The sequence below is a fragment of the Pantoea sp. Fr+CA_20 genome, from assembly GCF_024520835.1.
GTDB lineage: Bacteria > Pseudomonadota > Gammaproteobacteria > Enterobacterales > Enterobacteriaceae > Pantoea > Pantoea allii.
Map to the genome: position 1 here is coordinate 14,921 of NZ_JALNPN010000024.1, position 18,514 is coordinate 33,434.

At 57.1% G+C, this 18,514-nt stretch carries 18 protein-coding genes; 4 read left to right on the forward strand and 14 right to left on the reverse strand.

Annotated elements, in window-relative coordinates; genetic code table 11:
- Positions 1 to 49 precede the first annotated feature (49 nt).
- Positions 50 to 2,497, forward strand: coding sequence for an acyl-CoA dehydrogenase FadE (gene fadE, locus NR177_RS20880; protein ID WP_256853539.1), 2,448 nt, complete (start codon positions 50 to 52; stop codon positions 2,495 to 2,497).
- Between the two features lie 32 nt (positions 2,498 to 2,529).
- On the opposite strand, the gene mtnK is transcribed toward fadE, so the two are convergent.
- Positions 2,530 to 3,729 carry an S-methyl-5-thioribose kinase gene (gene mtnK / locus NR177_RS20885; RefSeq protein ID WP_256853540.1) on the reverse strand — a complete coding sequence of 400 codons (1,200 nt, stop codon included), beginning with the start codon at positions 3,727 to 3,729 and terminating at the stop codon, positions 2,530 to 2,532.
- 137 nt (positions 3,730 to 3,866) lie between these two features.
- On the opposite strand from mtnK, the gene mtnA reads away from it, so the two are divergent.
- Complete coding sequence (gene mtnA / locus NR177_RS20890) at positions 3,867 to 4,889, forward strand: S-methyl-5-thioribose-1-phosphate isomerase (RefSeq protein WP_256853541.1); 1,023 nt, start codon at positions 3,867 to 3,869, stop codon at positions 4,887 to 4,889.
- Positions 4,890 to 4,941: 52 nt separating this feature from the next.
- Here mtnA and NR177_RS20895 read toward each other — a convergent pair whose 3' ends face one another.
- The 3 genes from NR177_RS20895 to NR177_RS20905 are packed head-to-tail and all read right to left on the reverse strand — an operon-like array spanning position 4,942 to position 6,780.
- Entirely contained in the window at positions 4,942 to 5,484 is a 543-nt protein-coding gene (locus NR177_RS20895; protein ID WP_014606507.1) for an acireductone dioxygenase, read from the reverse strand.
- A gap of 1 nt (position 5,485) precedes the next feature.
- Positions 5,486 to 6,169 (reverse strand): acireductone synthase, encoded by a 684-nt coding sequence (gene mtnC, locus NR177_RS20900; protein ID WP_063878541.1) that lies wholly within the window; start codon positions 6,167 to 6,169, stop codon positions 5,486 to 5,488.
- On the reverse strand, positions 6,166 to 6,780 hold the full coding sequence (locus NR177_RS20905; RefSeq protein ID WP_063878540.1) for a methylthioribulose 1-phosphate dehydratase: 615 nt from the start codon (positions 6,778 to 6,780) through the stop codon (positions 6,166 to 6,168). The genes mtnC and NR177_RS20905 overlap by 4 nt, the downstream gene beginning before the upstream one ends.
- A 115-nt stretch (positions 6,781 to 6,895) precedes the next feature.
- On the opposite strand from NR177_RS20905, the gene NR177_RS20910 reads away from it, so the two are divergent.
- The gene (locus tag NR177_RS20910) at positions 6,896 to 8,056 is read left to right on the forward strand and encodes a pyridoxal phosphate-dependent aminotransferase (protein WP_256853542.1); all 1,161 of its coding nucleotides are present in this window, start codon (positions 6,896 to 6,898) and stop codon (positions 8,054 to 8,056) included.
- Complete coding sequence (locus tag NR177_RS20915) at positions 8,044 to 8,817, forward strand: amidohydrolase (protein ID WP_256853543.1); 774 nt, start codon at positions 8,044 to 8,046, stop codon at positions 8,815 to 8,817. The genes NR177_RS20910 and NR177_RS20915 overlap by 13 nt, the downstream gene beginning before the upstream one ends.
- Before the next feature lie 34 nt (positions 8,818 to 8,851).
- Here the strand turns inward: NR177_RS20915 and katG are convergent, their stop codons facing one another.
- From katG to hpxU, 10 genes are all read right to left on the reverse strand, one after another.
- Positions 8,852 to 11,050, reverse strand: coding sequence for a catalase/peroxidase HPI (gene katG / locus NR177_RS20920; protein ID WP_256853544.1), 2,199 nt, complete (start codon positions 11,048 to 11,050; stop codon positions 8,852 to 8,854).
- A gap of 136 nt (positions 11,051 to 11,186) precedes the next feature.
- On the reverse strand, positions 11,187 to 11,522 hold the full coding sequence (gene uraH / locus NR177_RS20925) for a hydroxyisourate hydrolase (protein ID WP_063878536.1): 336 nt from the start codon (positions 11,520 to 11,522) through the stop codon (positions 11,187 to 11,189).
- Complete coding sequence (gene uraD, locus NR177_RS20930) at positions 11,519 to 12,013, reverse strand: 2-oxo-4-hydroxy-4-carboxy-5-ureidoimidazoline decarboxylase (RefSeq protein WP_063878535.1); 495 nt, start codon at positions 12,011 to 12,013, stop codon at positions 11,519 to 11,521. Before uraD ends, uraH begins: the two co-directional genes overlap by 4 nt.
- Positions 12,014 to 13,267: an allantoate amidohydrolase gene (hpxK, locus tag NR177_RS20935; protein WP_256853545.1), complete on the reverse strand. Its 1,254-nt coding sequence runs from the start codon at positions 13,265 to 13,267 to the stop codon at positions 12,014 to 12,016.
- Positions 13,264 to 14,499: an alanine--glyoxylate aminotransferase family protein gene (locus tag NR177_RS20940; RefSeq protein ID WP_109718278.1), complete on the reverse strand. Its 1,236-nt coding sequence runs from the start codon at positions 14,497 to 14,499 to the stop codon at positions 13,264 to 13,266. The genes hpxK and NR177_RS20940 overlap by 4 nt, the downstream gene beginning before the upstream one ends.
- 21 nt (positions 14,500 to 14,520) lie before the next feature.
- A complete protein-coding gene (locus NR177_RS20945; protein ID WP_014592994.1) occupies positions 14,521 to 15,252 on the reverse strand; it encodes an amino acid ABC transporter ATP-binding protein in 732 nt (243 codons plus the stop codon).
- A complete protein-coding gene (locus NR177_RS20950; RefSeq protein ID WP_063881111.1) occupies positions 15,233 to 15,889 on the reverse strand; it encodes an amino acid ABC transporter permease in 657 nt (218 codons plus the stop codon). Before NR177_RS20950 ends, NR177_RS20945 begins: the two co-directional genes overlap by 20 nt.
- Entirely contained in the window at positions 15,889 to 16,554 is a 666-nt protein-coding gene (locus NR177_RS20955; protein ID WP_063878532.1) for an amino acid ABC transporter permease, read from the reverse strand. Before NR177_RS20955 ends, NR177_RS20950 begins: the two co-directional genes overlap by 1 nt.
- A gap of 10 nt (positions 16,555 to 16,564) precedes the next feature.
- On the reverse strand, positions 16,565 to 17,350 hold the full coding sequence (locus NR177_RS20960; RefSeq protein ID WP_063878531.1) for a transporter substrate-binding domain-containing protein: 786 nt from the start codon (positions 17,348 to 17,350) through the stop codon (positions 16,565 to 16,567).
- 191 nt (positions 17,351 to 17,541) lie between these two features.
- Entirely contained in the window at positions 17,542 to 18,381 is an 840-nt protein-coding gene (gene hpxU / locus NR177_RS20965; protein ID WP_096011027.1) for a MurR/RpiR family transcriptional regulator HpxU, read from the reverse strand.
- Positions 18,382 to 18,514: the final 133 nt, after the last annotated feature.

The window sequence follows — 18,514 nt, forward strand, 5'->3', positions numbered from 1 at the left end:
TCTACTCATAACAGGTCAGACCTCTTACTACTTAACGGAGCACTTCATTATGATGGTTGTCTCGATTCTTGCGACAGTGGTGCTAATTGGCGCGCTGTTTTATCACCGCCTCTCTCTGCCCCTCAGCAGCGCAATTCTCCTGCTGTGGACTGCAGCGATGGCGGCGGCCCACCTTTGGACGCCCTGGCTGCTGTTACCGCTGGCGATTATTCTGCTGCCGCTGAACCTGACCAGTATGCGCCGCAAACTGTTTTCCCAACCGATGCTGCAACGCTTCCAGAAAGTGATGCCGCCAATGTCACGCACAGAGAAAGAGGCGATTGACGCGGGCACCACCTGGTGGGAAGGCGATCTGTTCCAGGGCAAACCCGACTGGCAGAAACTGCATAACTATCCACAACCGCGCCTGACACCGGAAGAGCAGGCCTTTATCGATGGCCCAGTGGAAGAAGCCTGCCGCATGGCAAATGATTTCCAGATCACCCATGAGCTGGCTGATATGCCGCCAGAACTGTGGGCATATCTGAAAGAGCACCGCTTCTTCGCCATGATCATCAAAAAAGAGTACGGCGGGCTGGAATTCTCTGCCTATGCACAGGCGCGCGTGTTGCAAAAACTGTCGGGCGTATCGGGTATTCTGGCGATTACCGTGGGCGTACCTAACTCACTCGGCCCGGGCGAACTGCTGCAACATTACGGTACGGAAAAACAGAAAGACCACTATTTACCGCGTCTGGCCCGGGGAGATGAAATTCCCTGTTTCGCGCTGACCAGCCCGGAAGCCGGTTCAGATGCCGGTGCGATTCCCGATACGGGTGTGGTCTGCATGGGCGAGTGGCAGGGCCAGCAGGTGCTGGGCATGCGCCTGACCTGGAACAAGCGCTATATCACGTTAGCCCCTATCGCTACCGTGCTGGGTCTGGCATTTAAACTCTCCGATCCAGAGCATTTGCTGGGCGAGAAAGAGGAACTGGGCATTACCTGTGCCCTGATCCCGACCAGCACGCCAGGTGTGGAAATCGGTCATCGCCACTTCCCCCTCAACGTGCCGTTCCAAAATGGTCCAACCCGTGGCAAAGACATTTTTGTTCCTATTGATTTCATCATTGGTGGCCCGGAAATGGCCGGTCAGGGTTGGCGGATGCTGGTGGAATGTCTGTCGGTCGGTCGTGGCATCACGCTGCCGTCAAACTCAACCGGCAGCCTGAAAAGTGTGGCGCTGGCGACCGGTGCCTATGCTCACATCCGTCGTCAGTTCAAGTTGTCTATCGGCAAAATGGAAGGCATCGAAGAGCCGCTGGCACGAATCGCAGGTAATGCCTATGTGATGGACGCAGCCGCAACGCTGATTACCACCGGGATTATGCAGGGTGAGAAACCCGCCGTGCTGTCAGCCATTGTGAAATACCACTGTACCCACCGCGCCCAGCAGTCGATCATTGATGCTATGGATATCGCGGGCGGTAAAGGCATCATGCTGGGAGACAGCAACTTCCTGGCGCGTGCCTATCAGGGCGCACCTATCGCTATCACGGTGGAAGGCGCGAATATCCTGACCCGCAGCATGATTATCTTTGGTCAGGGCGCGATTCGTTGCCATCCTTATGTCCTGCAGGAAATGGCTGCCGCTGCCAGCAACGATGTTGCGGCCTTTGATAAAGCGCTGTTCAGCCATATTGGTCACGTAGGCAGCAATGCGATGCGCAGCCTGTGGCTGGGCCTGCTTGGCGGGCGCACCAGCGCTGCGCCTACCCGCGATGCTACGCGTCGCTATTATCAGCACATGAACCGCATCAGTGCCAACCTGGCGTTGCTGTCAGATGTCTCTATGGCGGTGTTAGGCGGCAGTCTGAAACGTCGCGAACGCATGTCGGCCCGTCTGGGGGATGTGCTGAGCCAACTCTATCTGGCGTCTGCCACCCTGAAACGTTATGACGATGAAGGGCGTCACGAGGCGGATTTACCGCTGGTGCAGTGGGGCGTGCAGGATGCGCTGAATAAGGCAGAAAAAGCCATGGACGATCTGCTGAGCAACTTCCCGAATCGTCTGGTGGCTGGGGTGATCCGACTGGTGGTGTTCGCCGGTGGTCAGCACTGCCTTGCTCCATCCGATCGCCTTGACCATAAACTGGCAAAAATGCTGCAGGTGCCTTCCGCAACGCGCTCGCGCCTGGGTCGCGGTCAGTATCTGGAACCGAGCCAGCATAACCCAGCAGGTCAGTTAGAGCAGGCACTGCAGGATGTGATGGCGGCAGAAGTGATTCACGACCGCCTGTGCAAACAGCATAAAAAACACTTCTCGTTCACACGACTCGATGCACTGGCAAAACAGGCGCTGGAGAAGGGCTGGATTGACGACAAAGAAGCAGAGGTGTTGAAACGCGCCGAGCAGAGCCGTCTGCGTTCCATTAACGTGGATGAGTTTGAGGCTGATGCGCTGGCCGTTCCGGCAAAACAGACTGTCTCTAAGCCCGCCCTCCCCAGCGAGGCGGCATAATCCATCAGGCCGACATCATGTCGGCCTTTTTTTTACCCTGCCTGACGAATGCGGGCAATCAATGCTTCGACATCCTCAACGTGCCCGGCGGCCAGAATCAGGGTGCGGCCCAACGTAATCGCATTACGAATGCAATCGGTGCGCATCTCATCATCCCGGATAAGCTTCATGTCCGCCACGTGCGACATGCCCACCGTCCGACGGATCAACTCAGTGCCACAGTAACCAATGGTATCCGCCCAGACTTTACGCAGAAACGCCTGGGCATAGCCCGGATAAGCCATGGCCACATCCTGCGTCTTGCTTTCTGCCAGCGCCAGGAAACGTGCTGCGAACGTATTCCACACATCACGCACATCGCTAAGGCGCTGCTCGCGGGCATCAACGGCTTCGCGCGGTGCCAGCAGGCCGGGCAAACCGCAGTAATTAATCAGCAGATTACCCAGCGCGGTGCCAACATCGAAGCCGATCGGCCCAAAATAGCCAAACTCAGCGTCGATCGCTTTAAGGCTCCCGTCAGCCACAAAAATGGAGCCGCTGTGGATATCCCCATGCAGCAAGGCTTCGGCATGGCTAAAGAAACGGTGTTTAAGCCCGGCAACGGCAATACGCAACGCGTCGTCGGTGCGCAGTGAGGCGACCAGCGGCTCCAGCGCTTCAGGATAGCTGTTGCGCTCATGGTCAGTGTAGGGATCGTTGAAGAACAGGTCCTCGGTGATTTCGCACAGTTCCGGGTTGATAAAGCGCGCCACTTCGGCTTTTTTATGGTGCGGGTGCAGAATAAAGTCCGAGGTATGAAACAGCGTCTGGGCCAGGTATTCACCCAACTGACGAGGCGCTTCAGGATAGTACACGCCTTTCACCAGCTCGCTGCGCCAGATTTGGTGGCTGGAAAGATCTTCCATCACCATCACCGCCAGTTCCGCATCGTAATGCGTCACGTTGACCGTGTGCTGAGGGCAATATTTGTAGTGCTCAACCAGGGTTTGCGCCTCAATGCGGGCGCGATCGAGCGTTAACGGCCACGACTCACCGACACAACGCACGTAGGGTAGCGCCTGCTTGACCACGACGCGGCTTTTTCCCTGATTGTCGTAAATCTTGAAGACCAGATTCAGGTTACCATCGCCGATCTCTTCCGCGCTGCATAAAACAGAAGGATCATCCATGCCGCCAAACGTTTTGGCATATTCCACAGCGTCAGCTGCAGTGAATGTACGGTATTGCGACATTGACCTTTCCTCATCAACAAACGCCGGTGCAAGCCGGACCTGATTAATCTTTCGTAATAAGCCGTTCAGACGTCTATACATCCGTTAAGCATGTTGGCACAATATCCGCCATTAACGCAACATGGAATTCACCAAGAATGCAGACATTCCAAACCACCAGCTTACAGGTTCGCAACAACCAGCTCTGGATACTGGATCAGCAGGCCCTGCCACAGCAACAAAACTGGCTGCCTGCCCATTCGGTCGCGCAGTTGGTTGAACACATTCATGCGCTGCGGGTACGCGGCGCCCCTTTAATTGGCTTGTCTGCCTCGCTGCTGCTGGCGCTGCTGGCGGAACAAGGTGAAACGCGCGAGCAGCTGGCGCAGTCACTGGCGATCCTGCGCGCCGCCCGCCCGACTGCGGTCAACCTGATGAATAACCTGGACAGGATGAAGCAGGCGCTGGAAAAACCTGAAAGGGTGGCGAGCCTGGTGGACGAAGCGCTGCGTCTGGTTAATGAAGACAAACAGCTCTGTGAGCGCATCGCTGAAGCCGGAAGCGCGCTGGTCAAACCCGGAAGCCAGCTGTTAACCCACTGCAATACCGGTGGCCTGGCTACCGCGGGCGTCGGCACAGCACTGGGCGTTATCGCGCGCGCGCATCAGCAGGGCAAGGTTCGTAAGGTTTGGGTCGATGAAACGCGCCCTTTGTTGCAAGGCGGGCGCTTAACGGCGTGGGAACTCGGCGAGCTCGGCGTGCCCTATCATCTGATTACCGACGCGATGGCCGCCAGCCTGATGGCGGCGGGCAACGTCGATGCCATCTGGGTCGGTGCCGATCGCATTGCTGCCAATGGCGACGTCGCGAATAAGATTGGCACCTACAGCCTGGCGGTGCTGGCGCACTATCACGGTATTCCCTTTTACGTTGCCGCCCCGCATACCACGCTGGATCGCCTGTGTCCGACGGGGTCAGCCATTCCTATCGAACAGCGTGCCGCCAGCGAAGTCACCGGCGTTGCTGGCAGCTTCGGTAGCGTGCAATGGGCACCTGCCGATGCCCGGGTATACAATCCGGCCTTCGACGTCACGCCAGCGGCGCTTATCAGCGGTTGGGTACTGGATACGGGCGTGGTCACCCCACAGCAGGTTCAGGATGGCCTCTTTCAGCCACAGTGATGAGCGATGCTGCTTCCGCCAGGAAGCAGCGCGCTTAACGATACCGGCTTACTTACGCCAGTCGTGGATAGGCATCTGCAATCTTGTCGCCGGTGAAATTGGCAATCCAGCCTTCCTGGTTATCAAAAATGCGGATCGCAGTGAAGTGCGGGGACGATCCCATATCAAACCAGTGCGGTGTGCCAGCAGGCACCGAGATCAGGTCGTTCTTTTCGCACAGGATCTGCAAAATTTCACCGTCGAGGTGCAGACAGAACAGCCCTGCGCCCTCGACAAAGAAGCGAACTTCATCTTCGCCGTGCGTGTGTTCCGACAGAAACTTCTGGCGCAGAACGTCCTTCTGCGGGTTATCGGCGCGCATGCTGATCACGTCCCAGCTCTGATAACCTTTCTCGGCCACCAGGCGATCAATGGCATGTTGATAAGCATTGATAACCGTTTCTGCATCCGGGTTTTCCCCCAGATCGCGGTCGGCCTGCCAGCGTTCAAAACGGACGTCTTTGGCATTCAACCGCGCGCGAATTGCTTCGGCATCGGTGCTGTGCCATATCGGCTGGCTGGGATCGCTATCGCTAAAAATGGTCAGTGCACTCATCTCAAATCGACTCCGGGTTAATCTGGGAAAAATTAGTGACCTGACGATGATGGCTGTCATCATCTGCCGCGTCACGAATCAGCTGCAGCGTGTGCCAGCCGGCCTGCTCTGCTGCGTCCAGCTCCTGATGAATATCAGAAAGAAACAGCAGTTGATCAGCCGGCAAGCCTGTTTGCGCGGCGATGTTCTGATACGACGTCATCTCGCGCTTGGCACCTACGTGAGTATCAAAGTAGCCGCTGAACAAACCAGTAATATCACCTTCATCGCTGTAGCCAAATAACAATTTCTGCGCGGCAACCGAGCCAGAGGAATATATATATAATTTAATACCTTGCGCGTGCCAGGCCGTGAGCGCAGGCAGCACGTCAGGATAAAGATGTCCGGTGAAACTGCCGTTCAGGTAGCCTTCTCGCCAAATCATCCCCTGCAGCGCCTTTAAACCGGTCGATTTGCGATCCGCATCCATGTAAGAAAACAGAATATCAATAACGCCGTTTATATCGGCATCGGGTTGCCCCGCTTCGGCACGCACCGCGTTCAGCGCCTGTTGCACGTCAGTCTGCGCCTGATGCTGGCGAACATAGTCCGCCAGATGCGCACGGGCATAGGGAAACAGCACGTTGTGTACAAAGCGGATATCGCTGGTGGTGCCTTCAATATCGGTAACAATAGCCTTTATCATGCTTTCTCCAGCAGGCGACGTTGGCGCTCGCATTCAAATAAAAATTCCAGACCTTCCAGATGGCGACGGGCTTCAGCGACGTCTTTGCCCCAGCAGGTCAGGCCGTGTCCACGCAGCAGAAAGCCATAGCGCAACGGAAAGCGGGCAGCATAATCCTCGATCTCTGACGCCAGCGCCGCCACATCCTGGCTGTTGTCGAATACTGGAATCGCCACGGTAGTGTCATGCGTCGTCTGGCCGCTCAGCGACTTTTGCATCTCATAACCGTACAACAACAAGGCCGCGCCCTGCTCAACCCGGGACAACACCGTGGCGTTCACCGTGTGCGTGTGCAACACCGCGCCCGCCTCCGGAAACAACCGGTAAATCAGCGTATGCAGCGCGGTCTCCGCCGAAGGTTTGCGCCCCGAAGGTGCCTGACAGGTGGCAATCTCGACCTGGATAAAATCGTCGCGCGTCAGGCTGCCTTTATCTTTGCCCGACTCACTCAGCAGGCAAAAATGAGCATCCTGACGCACCGACATATTGCCACCGGTGGCCGGTGCCCAGCCCTTCGCGCCTATCCAGTGACAGGCTTCCACCAGGTTTTCTACTGCAGATGAATCGGACATCACCGTTCCTTTTAGCCGTCTAAGCGTCTTGATTGCCAAATACTAGCATCCTGTTTATAGTGGCATCAACTAAGGGTTTCTCCGCTACCGTTTTTGCGCGTAAGGCTACCTAATCATGACGCAGTCCAACCTGACGCCCGAGAGCAAACTGCCTGCACTCGGCACAACGATATTCACGCAAATGAGCGCGCTGGCACAGCAGCATAATGCCATTAATCTTTCCCAGGGGTTTCCGGATTTTGACGGTCCGTCTTACCTGCAGGAGAGACTGGCTTACCATGTCAGCCAGGGCGCGAATCAGTATGCTCCCATGACCGGCGCGCAACCGCTTCGCGAAGCTATTGCGGATAAAACCGCCGCGCTCTACGGCTATCGCCCCTGCGTTAATGACGATATCACCGTGACGGCAGGCGCGACAGAAGCGCTTTATGCCGCCATCACCGCCCTGGTGCGGCCCGGTGACGAAGTGATCTGTTTCGATCCCAGTTACGACAGCTATGCGCCTGCGGTGGAGCTGGCAGGCGGCATGCTGAAACGCATCACGTTGCAGCCGCCGTTGTTCGCGGTGGACTGGTCGGCGTTCTCCGCGCTGTTAAGTGACAAAACCCGCCTGGTCATTTTAAACACGCCACATAATCCTTCAGCCAGCGTCTGGCACCAGGCGGACTATGCCGCGTTGTGGCAGGCTATCTCTGACCGGGAAATCTATGTGCTGAGCGATGAAGTCTATGAGCACATCTGCTTTGCCGAGGCAGGCCATGCCAGCGTGCTGGCCCATCCCGCGTTGCGCCAGCGTGCAATTGCGGTGTCATCCTTTGGTAAAACCTTTCACATGACCGGCTGGAAAGTGGGCTATTGCGTTGCGCCTGCCGCTATTAGCGCCGAGATCCGCAAGATCCATCAATATCTGACGTTTTCCGTGAACACGCCGGCTCAACTGGCGATTGCCGATATGCTGCGCCAGCATCCAGATCACTACCGCGAACTTCCCGATTTTTATCGCGCGCGCCGTGATCGGTTGATGCAGGCGCTGAGCAGCAGTCGGTTCCGCCTGTTGCCGTGCGAAGGCACCTATTTTCTGCTGATGGACTACAGCGCGATTTCCGATCTGAACGACGTGGCGTTTTGCCAGTGGCTGACGCGCGAAGTGGGCGTCGCGGCGATCCCCCTGTCGGTGTTTTGTGCCGGACCTTTCCCCCACAAACTCATCCGGCTGTGCTTTGCGAAACAGGAAGCCACACTCGATGCAGCAGCGGAGCGGTTATGTCGACTTTAGCGATAACGCTGCTACAGGAGCCCCTGACGTGGATGGATGGCGAGGCCAACCTGCGCCATTTCGATCGGATCTTAGCCAACCTCACGCAACGGGATGTGATTATTCTGCCGGAAATGTTTACCACCGGCTTTGCGATGGAAGCCGCCCAGTCGGCGCTACCGCAGGCGCAGGTGGTCGAGTGGTTGGGACAGCATGCGCGGCGCTGTGATGCGCTGGTGGGCGGCAGCGCCGCCATTCATACTGCAGAAGGCGCCGTAAACCGTTTTCTGCTGGTTGAGCCGGATGGCACGTTGCATCAGTATGATAAACGTCACCTGTTTCGCATGGCCGACGAGCAGCATCACTATATTGCCGGTAAGGCACGCACGGTGATTCAGTGGCGCGGCTGGCGTATTTTGCCGCAAATCTGTTATGACCTGCGTTTTCCGGTGTTCTCGCGTAACCGGGATGATTACGATCTGGCGCTGTATGTCGCTAACTGGCCGGCACCGCGCACCCTGCACTGGCAGGCGTTGCTGCTGGCACGGGCGATTGAGAATCAGGCATTTGTTGCAGGCTGCAATCGCGTGGGCAGCGATGGCAATCAGCACGAGTACAGTGGGGACAGTCGGATTATTTCGCCACAGGGCGAGATTCTGGCGGCAGGTGAATCCTGCCAAGCAGGCAGCGTTGATGCCGCGTTATCGCTGTCAGACCTGCGGGCATACCGCGAACGGTTCCCGGCCTGGCGCGATGCTGATGGCTTTACGCTAACGGAATGACGTCACCCCCGGACAGGCCGGGGGTGATTCAGGATTACTGCAGGTCGAAACGATCCAGATTCATCACTTTCGTCCAGGCCGCCACGAAGTCAGTAACAAACTTCTGTTTTGCGTCGCTGCTGGCATAAACTTCTGCCAGAGCACGCAGAATGGCGTTGGAACCGAACACCAGATCGGCACGCGTCGCGCTGAATCTCACCGCTCCGCTCTGACGATCGCGGCCTTCGAAGATCTCTTCACTGCCGTCAGTCGCACGCCATGCGGTGCGCATATCCAGCAAATTCACAAAGAAATCGTTACTCAGGACGCCCACTCGGTCGGTAAACACGCCGTGATGGCTGCCGTCAAAGTTGGTGCCCAGTACACGTAAGCCACCCACCAGCGCGGTCAGCTCTGGAGCACTCAGCGTCAGCTGCTGCGCTTTGTCCAGCAACAGGGTTTCTGTCGATGAACCACCCTGTACGCGACGGTAGTTACGGAAACCATCGGCCAGCGGTTGCAGCACGTTAAAGGATTCCACATCGGTTTGATCCTGACGTGCATCCACACGGCCTGGGATAAACGGCACCTGTGCGGCAACGCCTGCTGCGGCTGCGGCCATTTCGATACCGACGCTGCCCGCCAGTACGATCACATCAGCCAGCGAAGCCTTACCGGATTCCTGCTGAATCTGCTGCAGTTTAGGTAATACGTCGTTAACCACGCTGGCGTTTACCGCCCAGCTATTCTGTGGTGCCAGCGCCAGACGGGCACCGTTAGCACCACCACGTTTGTCACCGCCACGGAAGGTCGATGCAGACGCCCAGGCAACAGACACCAGCTGGCTGACCGTCAGGCCCGACGCAGCGATTTTCGCTTTCAGTTCGCTGATATCGCCTGGCGTCGGCTGATGCGTAGGCTGCGGTAACGGGTCCTGCCACAGTAAATCTTCCTTTGGCACTTCAGGACCGATGTAGCGCGCTTTTGGCCCCATATCACGGTGGGTCAATTTGAACCAGGCGCGGGCAAAGGCTTCGTTAAAGGACTGCGGATCGTTCAGGAAACGGCGAGAAATCTTCTCGAACTCTGGGTCGAAACGTAACGTCAGATCCGTCACCAGCATGGTCGGCTTGCGCTTTTTCGCCGGATCGAACGGGTCCGGAATAATGTCGTCGGCATTGACTGCTTCATACTGAATAGCACCGGCCGGGCTGTGCGTTTTTACCCATTCGTATTTGAACAGGTTCTCGAAGAAGTAGTTGCTCCACTGGGTTGGTGTCTGCGTCCAGACCACTTCAAGACCCGAGGTAATCGCATCTGCCCCCACGCCGCTACCATGGTTATTGCTCCAGCCAAAGCCCTGCGCTTCGATAGGTGAGGCTTCAGGATCGACGCCCACGTGGCTCGCAGCGGCGGCACCGTGGGTTTTACCCAGGGTGTGACCACCCGCAATCAGCGCGACGATCTCTTCATCGTTCATACCCATGTTGCCGAAGGTGGCGCGAATAGCAGGCGCGGCAGAGGCCGGATCGCCACTGGCATTGGGGCCTTCCGGGTTGACATAAATCAGGCCCATTTCTGTGGCGCCCAGTGGCGCATTCGCCAGGCTTTCTGGATGGCGATGTGCCAGCCACTCGGTTTCATGACCCCAGTCCACGTCCATATCCGGTTCCCAGACGTCTTCGCGACCGGCACCAAAACCGAAGGTACGGAAACCTGAGTTTTCCAGCGAGACGTTGCCGGCGAGGATATAGAGGTCGGCCCAGGAGATTTTCTGGCCGTATTTCTGTTTCACCGGCCACAACAGGCGACGGGCTTTATCAAGGCTGACGTTATCTGGCCAGGAGTTCAGCGGGGCAAAGCGCTGTTGACCACGACCTGAACCCCCACGGCCGTCGATGGTGCGGTAAGTACCGGCACTGTGCCAGGCCATACGGATAAACAAGCCAATGTAGGTGCCCCAGTCGGCAGGCCACCAGGATTGGGAGTCGGTGAGCAACGCCCGGATGTCGGCTTTCAGCGCAGCATAGTCCAGCTTGCTGAATTCTTCGCGATAGTTAAAGTCTTCGCCGAGGGGATTTGAACGATTGGAATGCTGGTTCAGCAGGTCCACGCGCAGCATATTTGGCCACCAGTCGCGATTGCTGGTGCCACTACCGGCTCCGCGAGCCAGAACGCTTTCTTCTTCCGATTTACCGTGATGAAAGGGACATTTTCCTGAAGCGGCTACATCATTATCTTTTGGCGTGCTCATTATCGGCTCCGTTGCCTTCACATTGTCATCCTTAAGATAACCCTGGTGTTAGCAAGAATATATTCGGATGGGCCGAAGGTTTTGATAGCCAGTAGCTCTCAAGCGCAGCGGAAAAGTGCCGCGCCTGATAACCCCGTCAGCTGCCGCGATAGGTAGACCAGCTCCAGGGCGAGATTAAAAATGGCAGATGGTAATGGCTGCCGCTTGCAGCAATCACGAAATCGATTTGCGCACTGACGTACAGCGCATCCCGTCCGGTCACGCGAAAGTAGTCGCCAATCGCCGCCGTCAGGCGGTAATGGCCTGGCGCGATCGGCTCTGGCGTCAAGTCCTTGAGGCGACCATCGCCGTCGGTGACGCCGCTGGCATAAGTTGACCAGCCTTGTGCCGTGCTCTGTTCCAGCAAGATTGCCACGTCAGCCGCGGGTTTCCCCAGCGCGGTATCCAGAATATGGGTGCTGATTGTGCTCATGAAAAACTCTCCTTAAGCCGTAGCAGGGTGATCTCACGCAGCTGTTCCAGCGCTTCTTGCTGCTCGGTTTCGTGGTCGTTGTCCAGCCGCCGTGTGAGTTCGTCCAGCAGGTTTTGCGCGCTGCGCCCTTTTGCCCGGATCAGAAATACCCGATTAAAACGCGCCTCATAAGCCTGATTTCCCCGCAGCATTGCCTGCTGCAGCCCGTCGTCCGCCTGGTGCATGGCGGCTTGTTCACTGCGCGATAAACATTTCTCTATACCGTTGCCCTGCACCTTGTCACCGATTCGCGGATGCGCCGACAGGGCAAAATTGAGGTCTTCTGTCTGCCAGTCAGCTGTCAGCCGTTGTGCTTCGGCAATCAATGCCTCAAGGCTGTGAAAGGGGCGAGCCGCCACCATCGCCTGCTGCCAGCGTGGAATCGCGACGCAGTGCGACAGCGCAAGCTGAGCGGCGGCGTCGGGTAACTGATTAAAGGTGACGAGATCCATTTAGTGCTGCTCCGCAAGGTGGCAAACGGCCTGCAAATAAGCCTGAACGGCTGAGCCGACATCGGCTTCCTTCACCGATTCCGCCGGATGATGGCTAATGCCGCGATGGTTGCGCACAAACAGCATCCCTACCGGCCAGCGTTCCGCAATCGCGATAGCATCATGGCCTGCGCCGCTGGGCAGTGCCAGACTGCGCCCCTGTACAGTTTCAATCGCGTGGCTCAGCGCCTGCTGTAACCTCGCATCGCAGGCTGTCGCCGCAATGCGGTAATATTCATGAGACGTAAAGGTCAAACCCCGACGCAGCGCAATGGCTTCCGCCTGGGTCAGTAACGTGGACAGCAGCGACTCAAGCGGCGCGTCCTCCGGCCCACGCACATCGAGCGACAGGTTCACCTCGCCCGGAATAACGTTAACCGCGCCCGGTGCACAGTTAAGCGTGCCTACCGTTGCCACTAGCTGCCCCGGTTGTTCGCGCGTCGTGTGTTCAATAAATACCATCCATTCTGCCGCCGCCGCCAGGGCATCTTTACGGTGGTTCATCGGCACCGTACCGGCATGTCCGGCTTCGCCCGTAAAGCTGCAGTTCAGGCGGCGGGCACCGTTGATCGCCGTGACAACGCCCAGCGCGAGATCGTCCTGCTCCAGGCAAGGTCCCTGCTCGATGTGCAACTCCAGATAGGCCACGATATCGCTGACGGCACGCGCAGCACGCGGGATCTGGGCAGCATCCAGCCCCACATCGCGCATCGCCTGAGAAACGGTAATGCCGTTGCCATCCGGATGCGTTGGCCAGCTGTCGGGCCAGGTGCCGGTAATACCACGACTGCCAAGTAAGGTGATGCCAAAACGCGTGCCCTCTTCATCACCGAAGCCGATCACTTCAATCGCCAGCGGCAGGCGACACTGATGATCGCTCAGCCACTGCACGGTTTCGATGGCGCTCAGTACGCCCAGCATCCCGTCGTAGCGGCCCGCATTGCGGACCGTGTCCAGGTGCGAGCCCAATAACAGCGCCGGGGCACCGGGCTGCGCGGCCTCATAACGACCGCAAATATTGCCGACGGCATCCTGCCAGACCGTCATGCCGGCGGCCTGCATCCATTCGCCGACGCGCGCATTGGCTCGCAGGTGCTCTGGTGACAGGTAAACCCGAGTCAGCCCCTGATCGCTTTCGCTGATCTCAGCCAGCGCGTCACAGCGCGCCATGATACGCCGGGCGGCAATCTGAGCCTCGCTGGCATTCATCATCATGCATGGCTCCCGTAGTGATCCCAGGCGGCCTGCGAACCGGCACCCTGTGGCGCACGGTAGCCCACGTGCGCCAGCACCATTTCCAGCGCCGCCAGGGTTTGCATCACGCAGTCTTTACGGGCGTTGTAACCCATGGTGCCAATGCGCCAGACTTTGCCGTGCAGCGGGCCAAAAGAAGTACCGATTTCAATGCCGAAATCCTCCAGCATCAGTTTACGGACCTGATCGCCATTGACGCCCTGTGGAATCACCACGCCTAAAACGTTACTCATCTTGTTACTGAGATCGCCAAAGGTTTCCAGCCCCATCCCCTGAATGCCTTTCAGCATGGCTTCGCCGTGCAGTTTGTGGCGCGCAATACCGTTATCCAGGCCTTCCTGCAGGATCAGACGCGCACATTCGCGCGCGCCAAACAGCGCGCTGGTGGCTTCAGTATGGTGATTGAGCCGTTCCGGGCCCCAGTAATCCATGATCATGCCGAGATCGAAATAGTTGGAGTAGATCATCTCGTCGTCGCCATCCTGATGCGCGTCGGTGCGAATCCCCTGCTCCACGCATTTACGCTTGCGGATCACCGCCGCCATTTCATCGCTCAGGGTGACGGGCGAGGTACCCGACGGACCGCCCAGGCACTTCTGCATACCTGCGGACACGGCATCCAGTCCCCATGCATCGGTTTCCAGCGCATTTCCCGCCAGCGACGCGGTGGCATCGGTGTAAAACAGCACGCCATATTTTTTGCAGATTGCGCCCAGCTCAGCCAGCGGCTGCAGCATGGTGGTGGAGGTGTCGCCCTGCACGGTCAGCAACAAGCGCGGTTTGACTTTTTTGATGGCGTCTTCGACCTGATCCGGCGTGAAGACCTCGCCCCATGGAACGTCAATCGTGTGCACCTCGGCACGGCAGCGGCGGGCAATTTCGCACAGCAGATGGCCGAAACGCCCAAACACCGGCACCAGCACTTTATCGCCGGGGCGAATTGTCGACAGCAGAATCGCCTCAATACCGGCGCGGGAAGTACCGTCGATCAGCAGCGTCCAGCGGTTTTCCGTGCGAAACACGCCGCGATACAGCGCCATCACTTCATTCATATAGTGCGTCATCGCCGGATCGTACTGTCCGAGCAGTTGGCTCGACATCGCACGCAGCACGCGCGGATCGGCATTGATGGGGCCAGGCCCCATTAACAGACGCTGAGGGGGATTAATTTGTGGAAATTGAGAGATATCCATAGTGAATTCCTTGTTAAGCACTCAAAGACGCACAGAGGAAATAAACTGCTTTAGCTCCGCCGTCTGCGGAGAGGCGAACAACGTTTTACTGTCGCCCTGCTCCCAGACGCGCCCCTGATGCATAAAGACCACACGATCGCCCACGTCGCGGGCGAAGTTCATTTCATGGGTGACGAGAATCAAGGTCATGCCTTCTGCGGCAAGCTGCTCCAGCACTTTCAGCACTTCGCCGACCAGTTCAGGGTCCAGCGCAGAAGTAATCTCATCACACAGTAATACGCGGGGTTCCATGGCCAGCGCGCGGGCAATGGCAACGCGCTGCTGCTGACCGCCAGACAAACTCGAAGGGTAATAATCCAGTCGCTCGCCCAGCCCCACTTTTTCCAGCATACGGGCCGCCAGTTCCCGGCACTCCGCCTGGCTTTTTTTCAGTACCCGACGCGGTGCCAGCATGACGTTTTCCAGCGCCGTCATATGCGGGAACAGGTTGAAGTTCTGAAACACCATGCCCACTGAACGACTGATTTCCCGCGCCTGAGAATCACGGTCGGTAATCGTCATGCCGCCCAGTTTAATGCTGCCATCCTGATAGCCTTCCAGCCCGTTCATGCAGCGCAACAACGTACTTTTACCTGAACCGCTGCGGCCGATAATGGAGATCACTTCTCCCATATCGATATCCAGATCCACGCCTTTAAGAACATGGTTGGTGCCGTAATACTTCTGGACCTGATTAATGGTGATGAGCGGCATTAAATTTTTTCTCCAGATACTGGCTGTAACGCGACAGCGGATAACACAGCAGGAAGTAGCCCAGTGCGACCAGCCCAAAGACTTTAAAAGGCTGATAGGTCACGTTATTCAGAATGGTGCCGGCCTTGGTCAGCTCGACAAACCCGATAATCGACGCGAGGGCCGTGCCTTTAATCACCTGCACCGCAAATCCCACCGTCGGAGCGATAGCAATGCGAATCGCCTGCGGCGCGATCACCCGCGTCAGCGTCTGGCCAAAACCAAGCCCGAGGCAGCGTGATGCTTCCCACTGTCCTTTGGGCAGGGCCTGAATACTGCCGTGCCAGATATCCAGCAAAAATGCGCTGGTATAGAAGGTCAGCGCCAGCGATGCAGCGGTCCAGGGTGCCACGTCAATGCCGAACAGCCCTACGCCAAAAAAAGCCAAAAACAGCTGCATCAGCAGCGGCGTGCCCTGAAACAGTTCGGTATAGGCACGAATCACCCGCGTCAGCCATTTACGCTTTAACAGGCGTAAAAACAGCAGAGGTAACGTGACGAGCGTGCCGCCTAAAAAGGCCACCAGCGACAGGGCGATCGTCCAGCGTGCTGCCAGCAGCAGATTGCGCAGGATGTCCCAGTCAGTAAAGGTTGTCATCATGCCTGCACTCCCAGCCATTTGCGGCCAATCGCCAGCAACAGCTGACGCATCACAATCGACAACGCCAGGTAGATCAACGTGGTCACCGAATAGACTTCAAAACTCAAAAAGGTGCGCGACTGAATCAGGTTGGCGGCGAACGTCAGCTCCTCGTAAGAGACCTGCGAGACGACCGACGATCCCAGCATCACAATGATGCACTGACTCACCAGCGCCGGATAAATTCGCTGCAGCGACGGTGGCAACACCACACGCAGAAACGTCTGGCTGCGCGTCAGGCCCAGCACCCGTCCGGCTTCCCACTGCCCTTTTGGCGTGACCTGAATACCGGCACGGATGATTTCTGTACTGTAGGCACCAAGGTTGACCAACATGGCCAGCAAGGCCGCTTCACCGGCTGTCAGCTTCAGCCCCAGATTGGGCAAGCCGAACACAATAAAAAACAGCTGCACCACAAACGGCGTGTTGCGTATCAGTTCAACATAAAGGCCCCACAGGCGACTTGGCCAACTGGGTTTACCACTGCGAAGCGCCGCGCCGATGATACCGATGCTGACGCCGCCGACCGTGGCCAGCACGGTTAACTGGATCGTCACCCACAGGCCGGAGAGCAACTCCGGCCAGTACGGCCACAATGCAGGGAAATTAAGTTGCCCGGTCATTGCTCCGTCCTTATGCGCCCAGGTTGGCTGGCAGCGGCGCTTTCAGCCACTCTTGGGATAATTTATTCAGCGTGCCGTCTTTGATCGCCTGGTCAATCAGCGTATTCACTTTGTCTTTCAGCGCAGGTTCGTCTTTCTTCAGCCCGATATAGCACGGTGAGTCTTTCAGCATGAACTGCGCAACAGGGGCTTTAGCCGGGTTCTGACGCGTAATGGCGGCAACCACCAGGTTACCCGTTGCCACATACTGCACCTGACCAGAGAGATAGGCAGATAAGGTGGTGTTGTTATCTTCGTAACGTTTCACCTGCGCATCCTTAGGGGCCACTTCGCTCAGTACCATATCTTCTACTGCGCCACGGGTGACGCCGACAGATTTACCGCTCAGCGCCGCCGCATCTTTCAGATGTTCGCCTTTGGGACCAAAAACGCCCAGGAAGAACGGCGCATAAGCCCGGCTAAAATCAATCACTTTTTCGCGTTCGGGATTTTTCCCCATGCTGGAGATGACTAAATCGACTTTATCTGTTTGCAGATAAGGCACGCGGTTCGCGCTGCTGACCGGCACCAGCTGCAACTTAAGTTTCATCTGTTTAGCCAGATACTTTGCCATGTCGATGTCATAGCCCTGAGGTTGCAGATCGGTCCCTACTGAGCCAAACGGTGGAAAATCCTGGGGAATCGCCACCCGCAGTACGCCGCGTTTCTGGATATCCTGCAGTTGATCGGCCAGCACGTTGCCCGCCTGCACCATCAGTACTGCCGCTGCTGCGACCGCCATCAAAACTTTTTTCATTATGCACCCCGGTGAGATTATGTGAAACAAAAGATTCTTATAGCTGGCATTCTGCAACTAATGTGCCAACGCGGTTGCACGATTAAAAAAGCGGATGAAGGGCGAAGAGAAGGCATTAGTGGTGATGGGGCAGATCCCGAGCGGCCTCGGGAGACGGTCCAAAAAGGGGCAAAGCACCAAAATGGTGCCTGTTAACGGTGCTCCAGCTCGTCAAGCTGGTGATAAAGATCGGCGATATGATGGATGCGCTGGCGTCCGTCTGACAGCAGTTCATGCAGCAAGGCATTGGCAAGCAGGTTCACCAGGCTCATGGCCGATGCGTAGCTGTCAAAGGCTGAAACGCTGTCCAGCGGGGCGCAAAACTGCCAGCGCGCCAGGGAAATCACGCTCTGCGCCTGGGGCTCACACAGCGCCAGCACAGGGATTCCCGCGCTTTGCAGCTGCTGCATCAGCGGTTGGATAATGCGGGTGCGCCGTCGAAAAGCGATGACGACCACCATATCCTCGGGCGTAATATCCACCAGATCTTCGGCCAGCGTCTGTCCCGGCTGGGGCAGAATATGCACCTGCGAACGCGTCTGTATCAGCTGCTGGCGCAGGTGCAGCGCCACCGGATAGGCGTTACGCATACCAACGATATAGATACGTTTAGCCTGTGCCAGCTGGGCAATGACTTCAGTAAACTGCTGGGCATCGATGCTGTTCACCCACTGTGTAAGATTGGCCATCTCTTGCTTGTAATGGCGCGACAGTAAGGTATTGCCCTGCACCGCATCCCGGTTATCCGTCAGCGGCATACCGCTCTGGCGCAGGGTGCGCAACTCATCACGCATATCTTTGTATTTGTCATAACCGAGCCGCCTGAACAGCCGACTGACCGTGGCTTTTGACACGCCGCTCAGGCGCGCCAGCTCGGCACTGTTATAGCTAATCAGATCGTCGAAATGGTCAAAGATAAAATCGGCAATGCGCTGCTCTTGCGGCGAAAGCTGGGGATAATGCGTTTTGAGCCTTTCATCAAGCTGTTTCATTCAGGTCCTGTAACTTTTGTTTCAACCGCGGGGTTTGACAGAAGCTAGCATAATTTGGGCCAGGTAAACCTGTCCAGAGACGTTGCGGTGATAAAAACTGGAACGGCTCTTGCTTAGTTATTTGCTCTGTACC

Coding starts and splice junctions, on each gene's coding strand:
- fadE (WP_256853539.1), top strand. CDS start 50: ATGATGGTTGTCTCGATTCTTGCGACAGTGGTGCTAATTGGCGCGCTG.
- mtnK (WP_256853540.1), bottom strand. CDS start 3,729: ATGTCGCAATACCGTACATTCACTGCAGCTGACGCTGTGGAATATGCC.
- mtnA (WP_256853541.1), top strand. CDS start 3,867: ATGCAGACATTCCAAACCACCAGCTTACAGGTTCGCAACAACCAGCTC.
- NR177_RS20895 (WP_014606507.1), bottom strand. CDS start 5,484: ATGAGTGCACTGACCATTTTTAGCGATAGCGATCCCAGCCAGCCGATA.
- mtnC (WP_063878541.1), bottom strand. CDS start 6,169: ATGATAAAGGCTATTGTTACCGATATTGAAGGCACCACCAGCGATATC.
- NR177_RS20905 (WP_063878540.1), bottom strand. CDS start 6,780: ATGTCCGATTCATCTGCAGTAGAAAACCTGGTGGAAGCCTGTCACTGG.
- NR177_RS20910 (WP_256853542.1), top strand. CDS start 6,896: ATGACGCAGTCCAACCTGACGCCCGAGAGCAAACTGCCTGCACTCGGC.
- NR177_RS20915 (WP_256853543.1), top strand. CDS start 8,044: ATGTCGACTTTAGCGATAACGCTGCTACAGGAGCCCCTGACGTGGATG.
- katG (WP_256853544.1), bottom strand. CDS start 11,050: ATGAGCACGCCAAAAGATAATGATGTAGCCGCTTCAGGAAAATGTCCC.
- uraH (WP_063878536.1), bottom strand. CDS start 11,522: ATGAGCACAATCAGCACCCATATTCTGGATACCGCGCTGGGGAAACCC.
- uraD (WP_063878535.1), bottom strand. CDS start 12,013: ATGGATCTCGTCACCTTTAATCAGTTACCCGACGCCGCCGCTCAGCTT.
- hpxK (WP_256853545.1), bottom strand. CDS start 13,267: ATGATGATGAATGCCAGCGAGGCTCAGATTGCCGCCCGGCGTATCATG.
- NR177_RS20940 (WP_109718278.1), bottom strand. CDS start 14,499: ATGGATATCTCTCAATTTCCACAAATTAATCCCCCTCAGCGTCTGTTA.
- NR177_RS20945 (WP_014592994.1), bottom strand. CDS start 15,252: ATGCCGCTCATCACCATTAATCAGGTCCAGAAGTATTACGGCACCAAC.
- NR177_RS20950 (WP_063881111.1), bottom strand. CDS start 15,889: ATGACAACCTTTACTGACTGGGACATCCTGCGCAATCTGCTGCTGGCA.
- NR177_RS20955 (WP_063878532.1), bottom strand. CDS start 16,554: ATGACCGGGCAACTTAATTTCCCTGCATTGTGGCCGTACTGGCCGGAG.
- NR177_RS20960 (WP_063878531.1), bottom strand. CDS start 17,350: ATGAAAAAAGTTTTGATGGCGGTCGCAGCAGCGGCAGTACTGATGGTG.
- hpxU (WP_096011027.1), bottom strand. CDS start 18,381: ATGAAACAGCTTGATGAAAGGCTCAAAACGCATTATCCCCAGCTTTCG.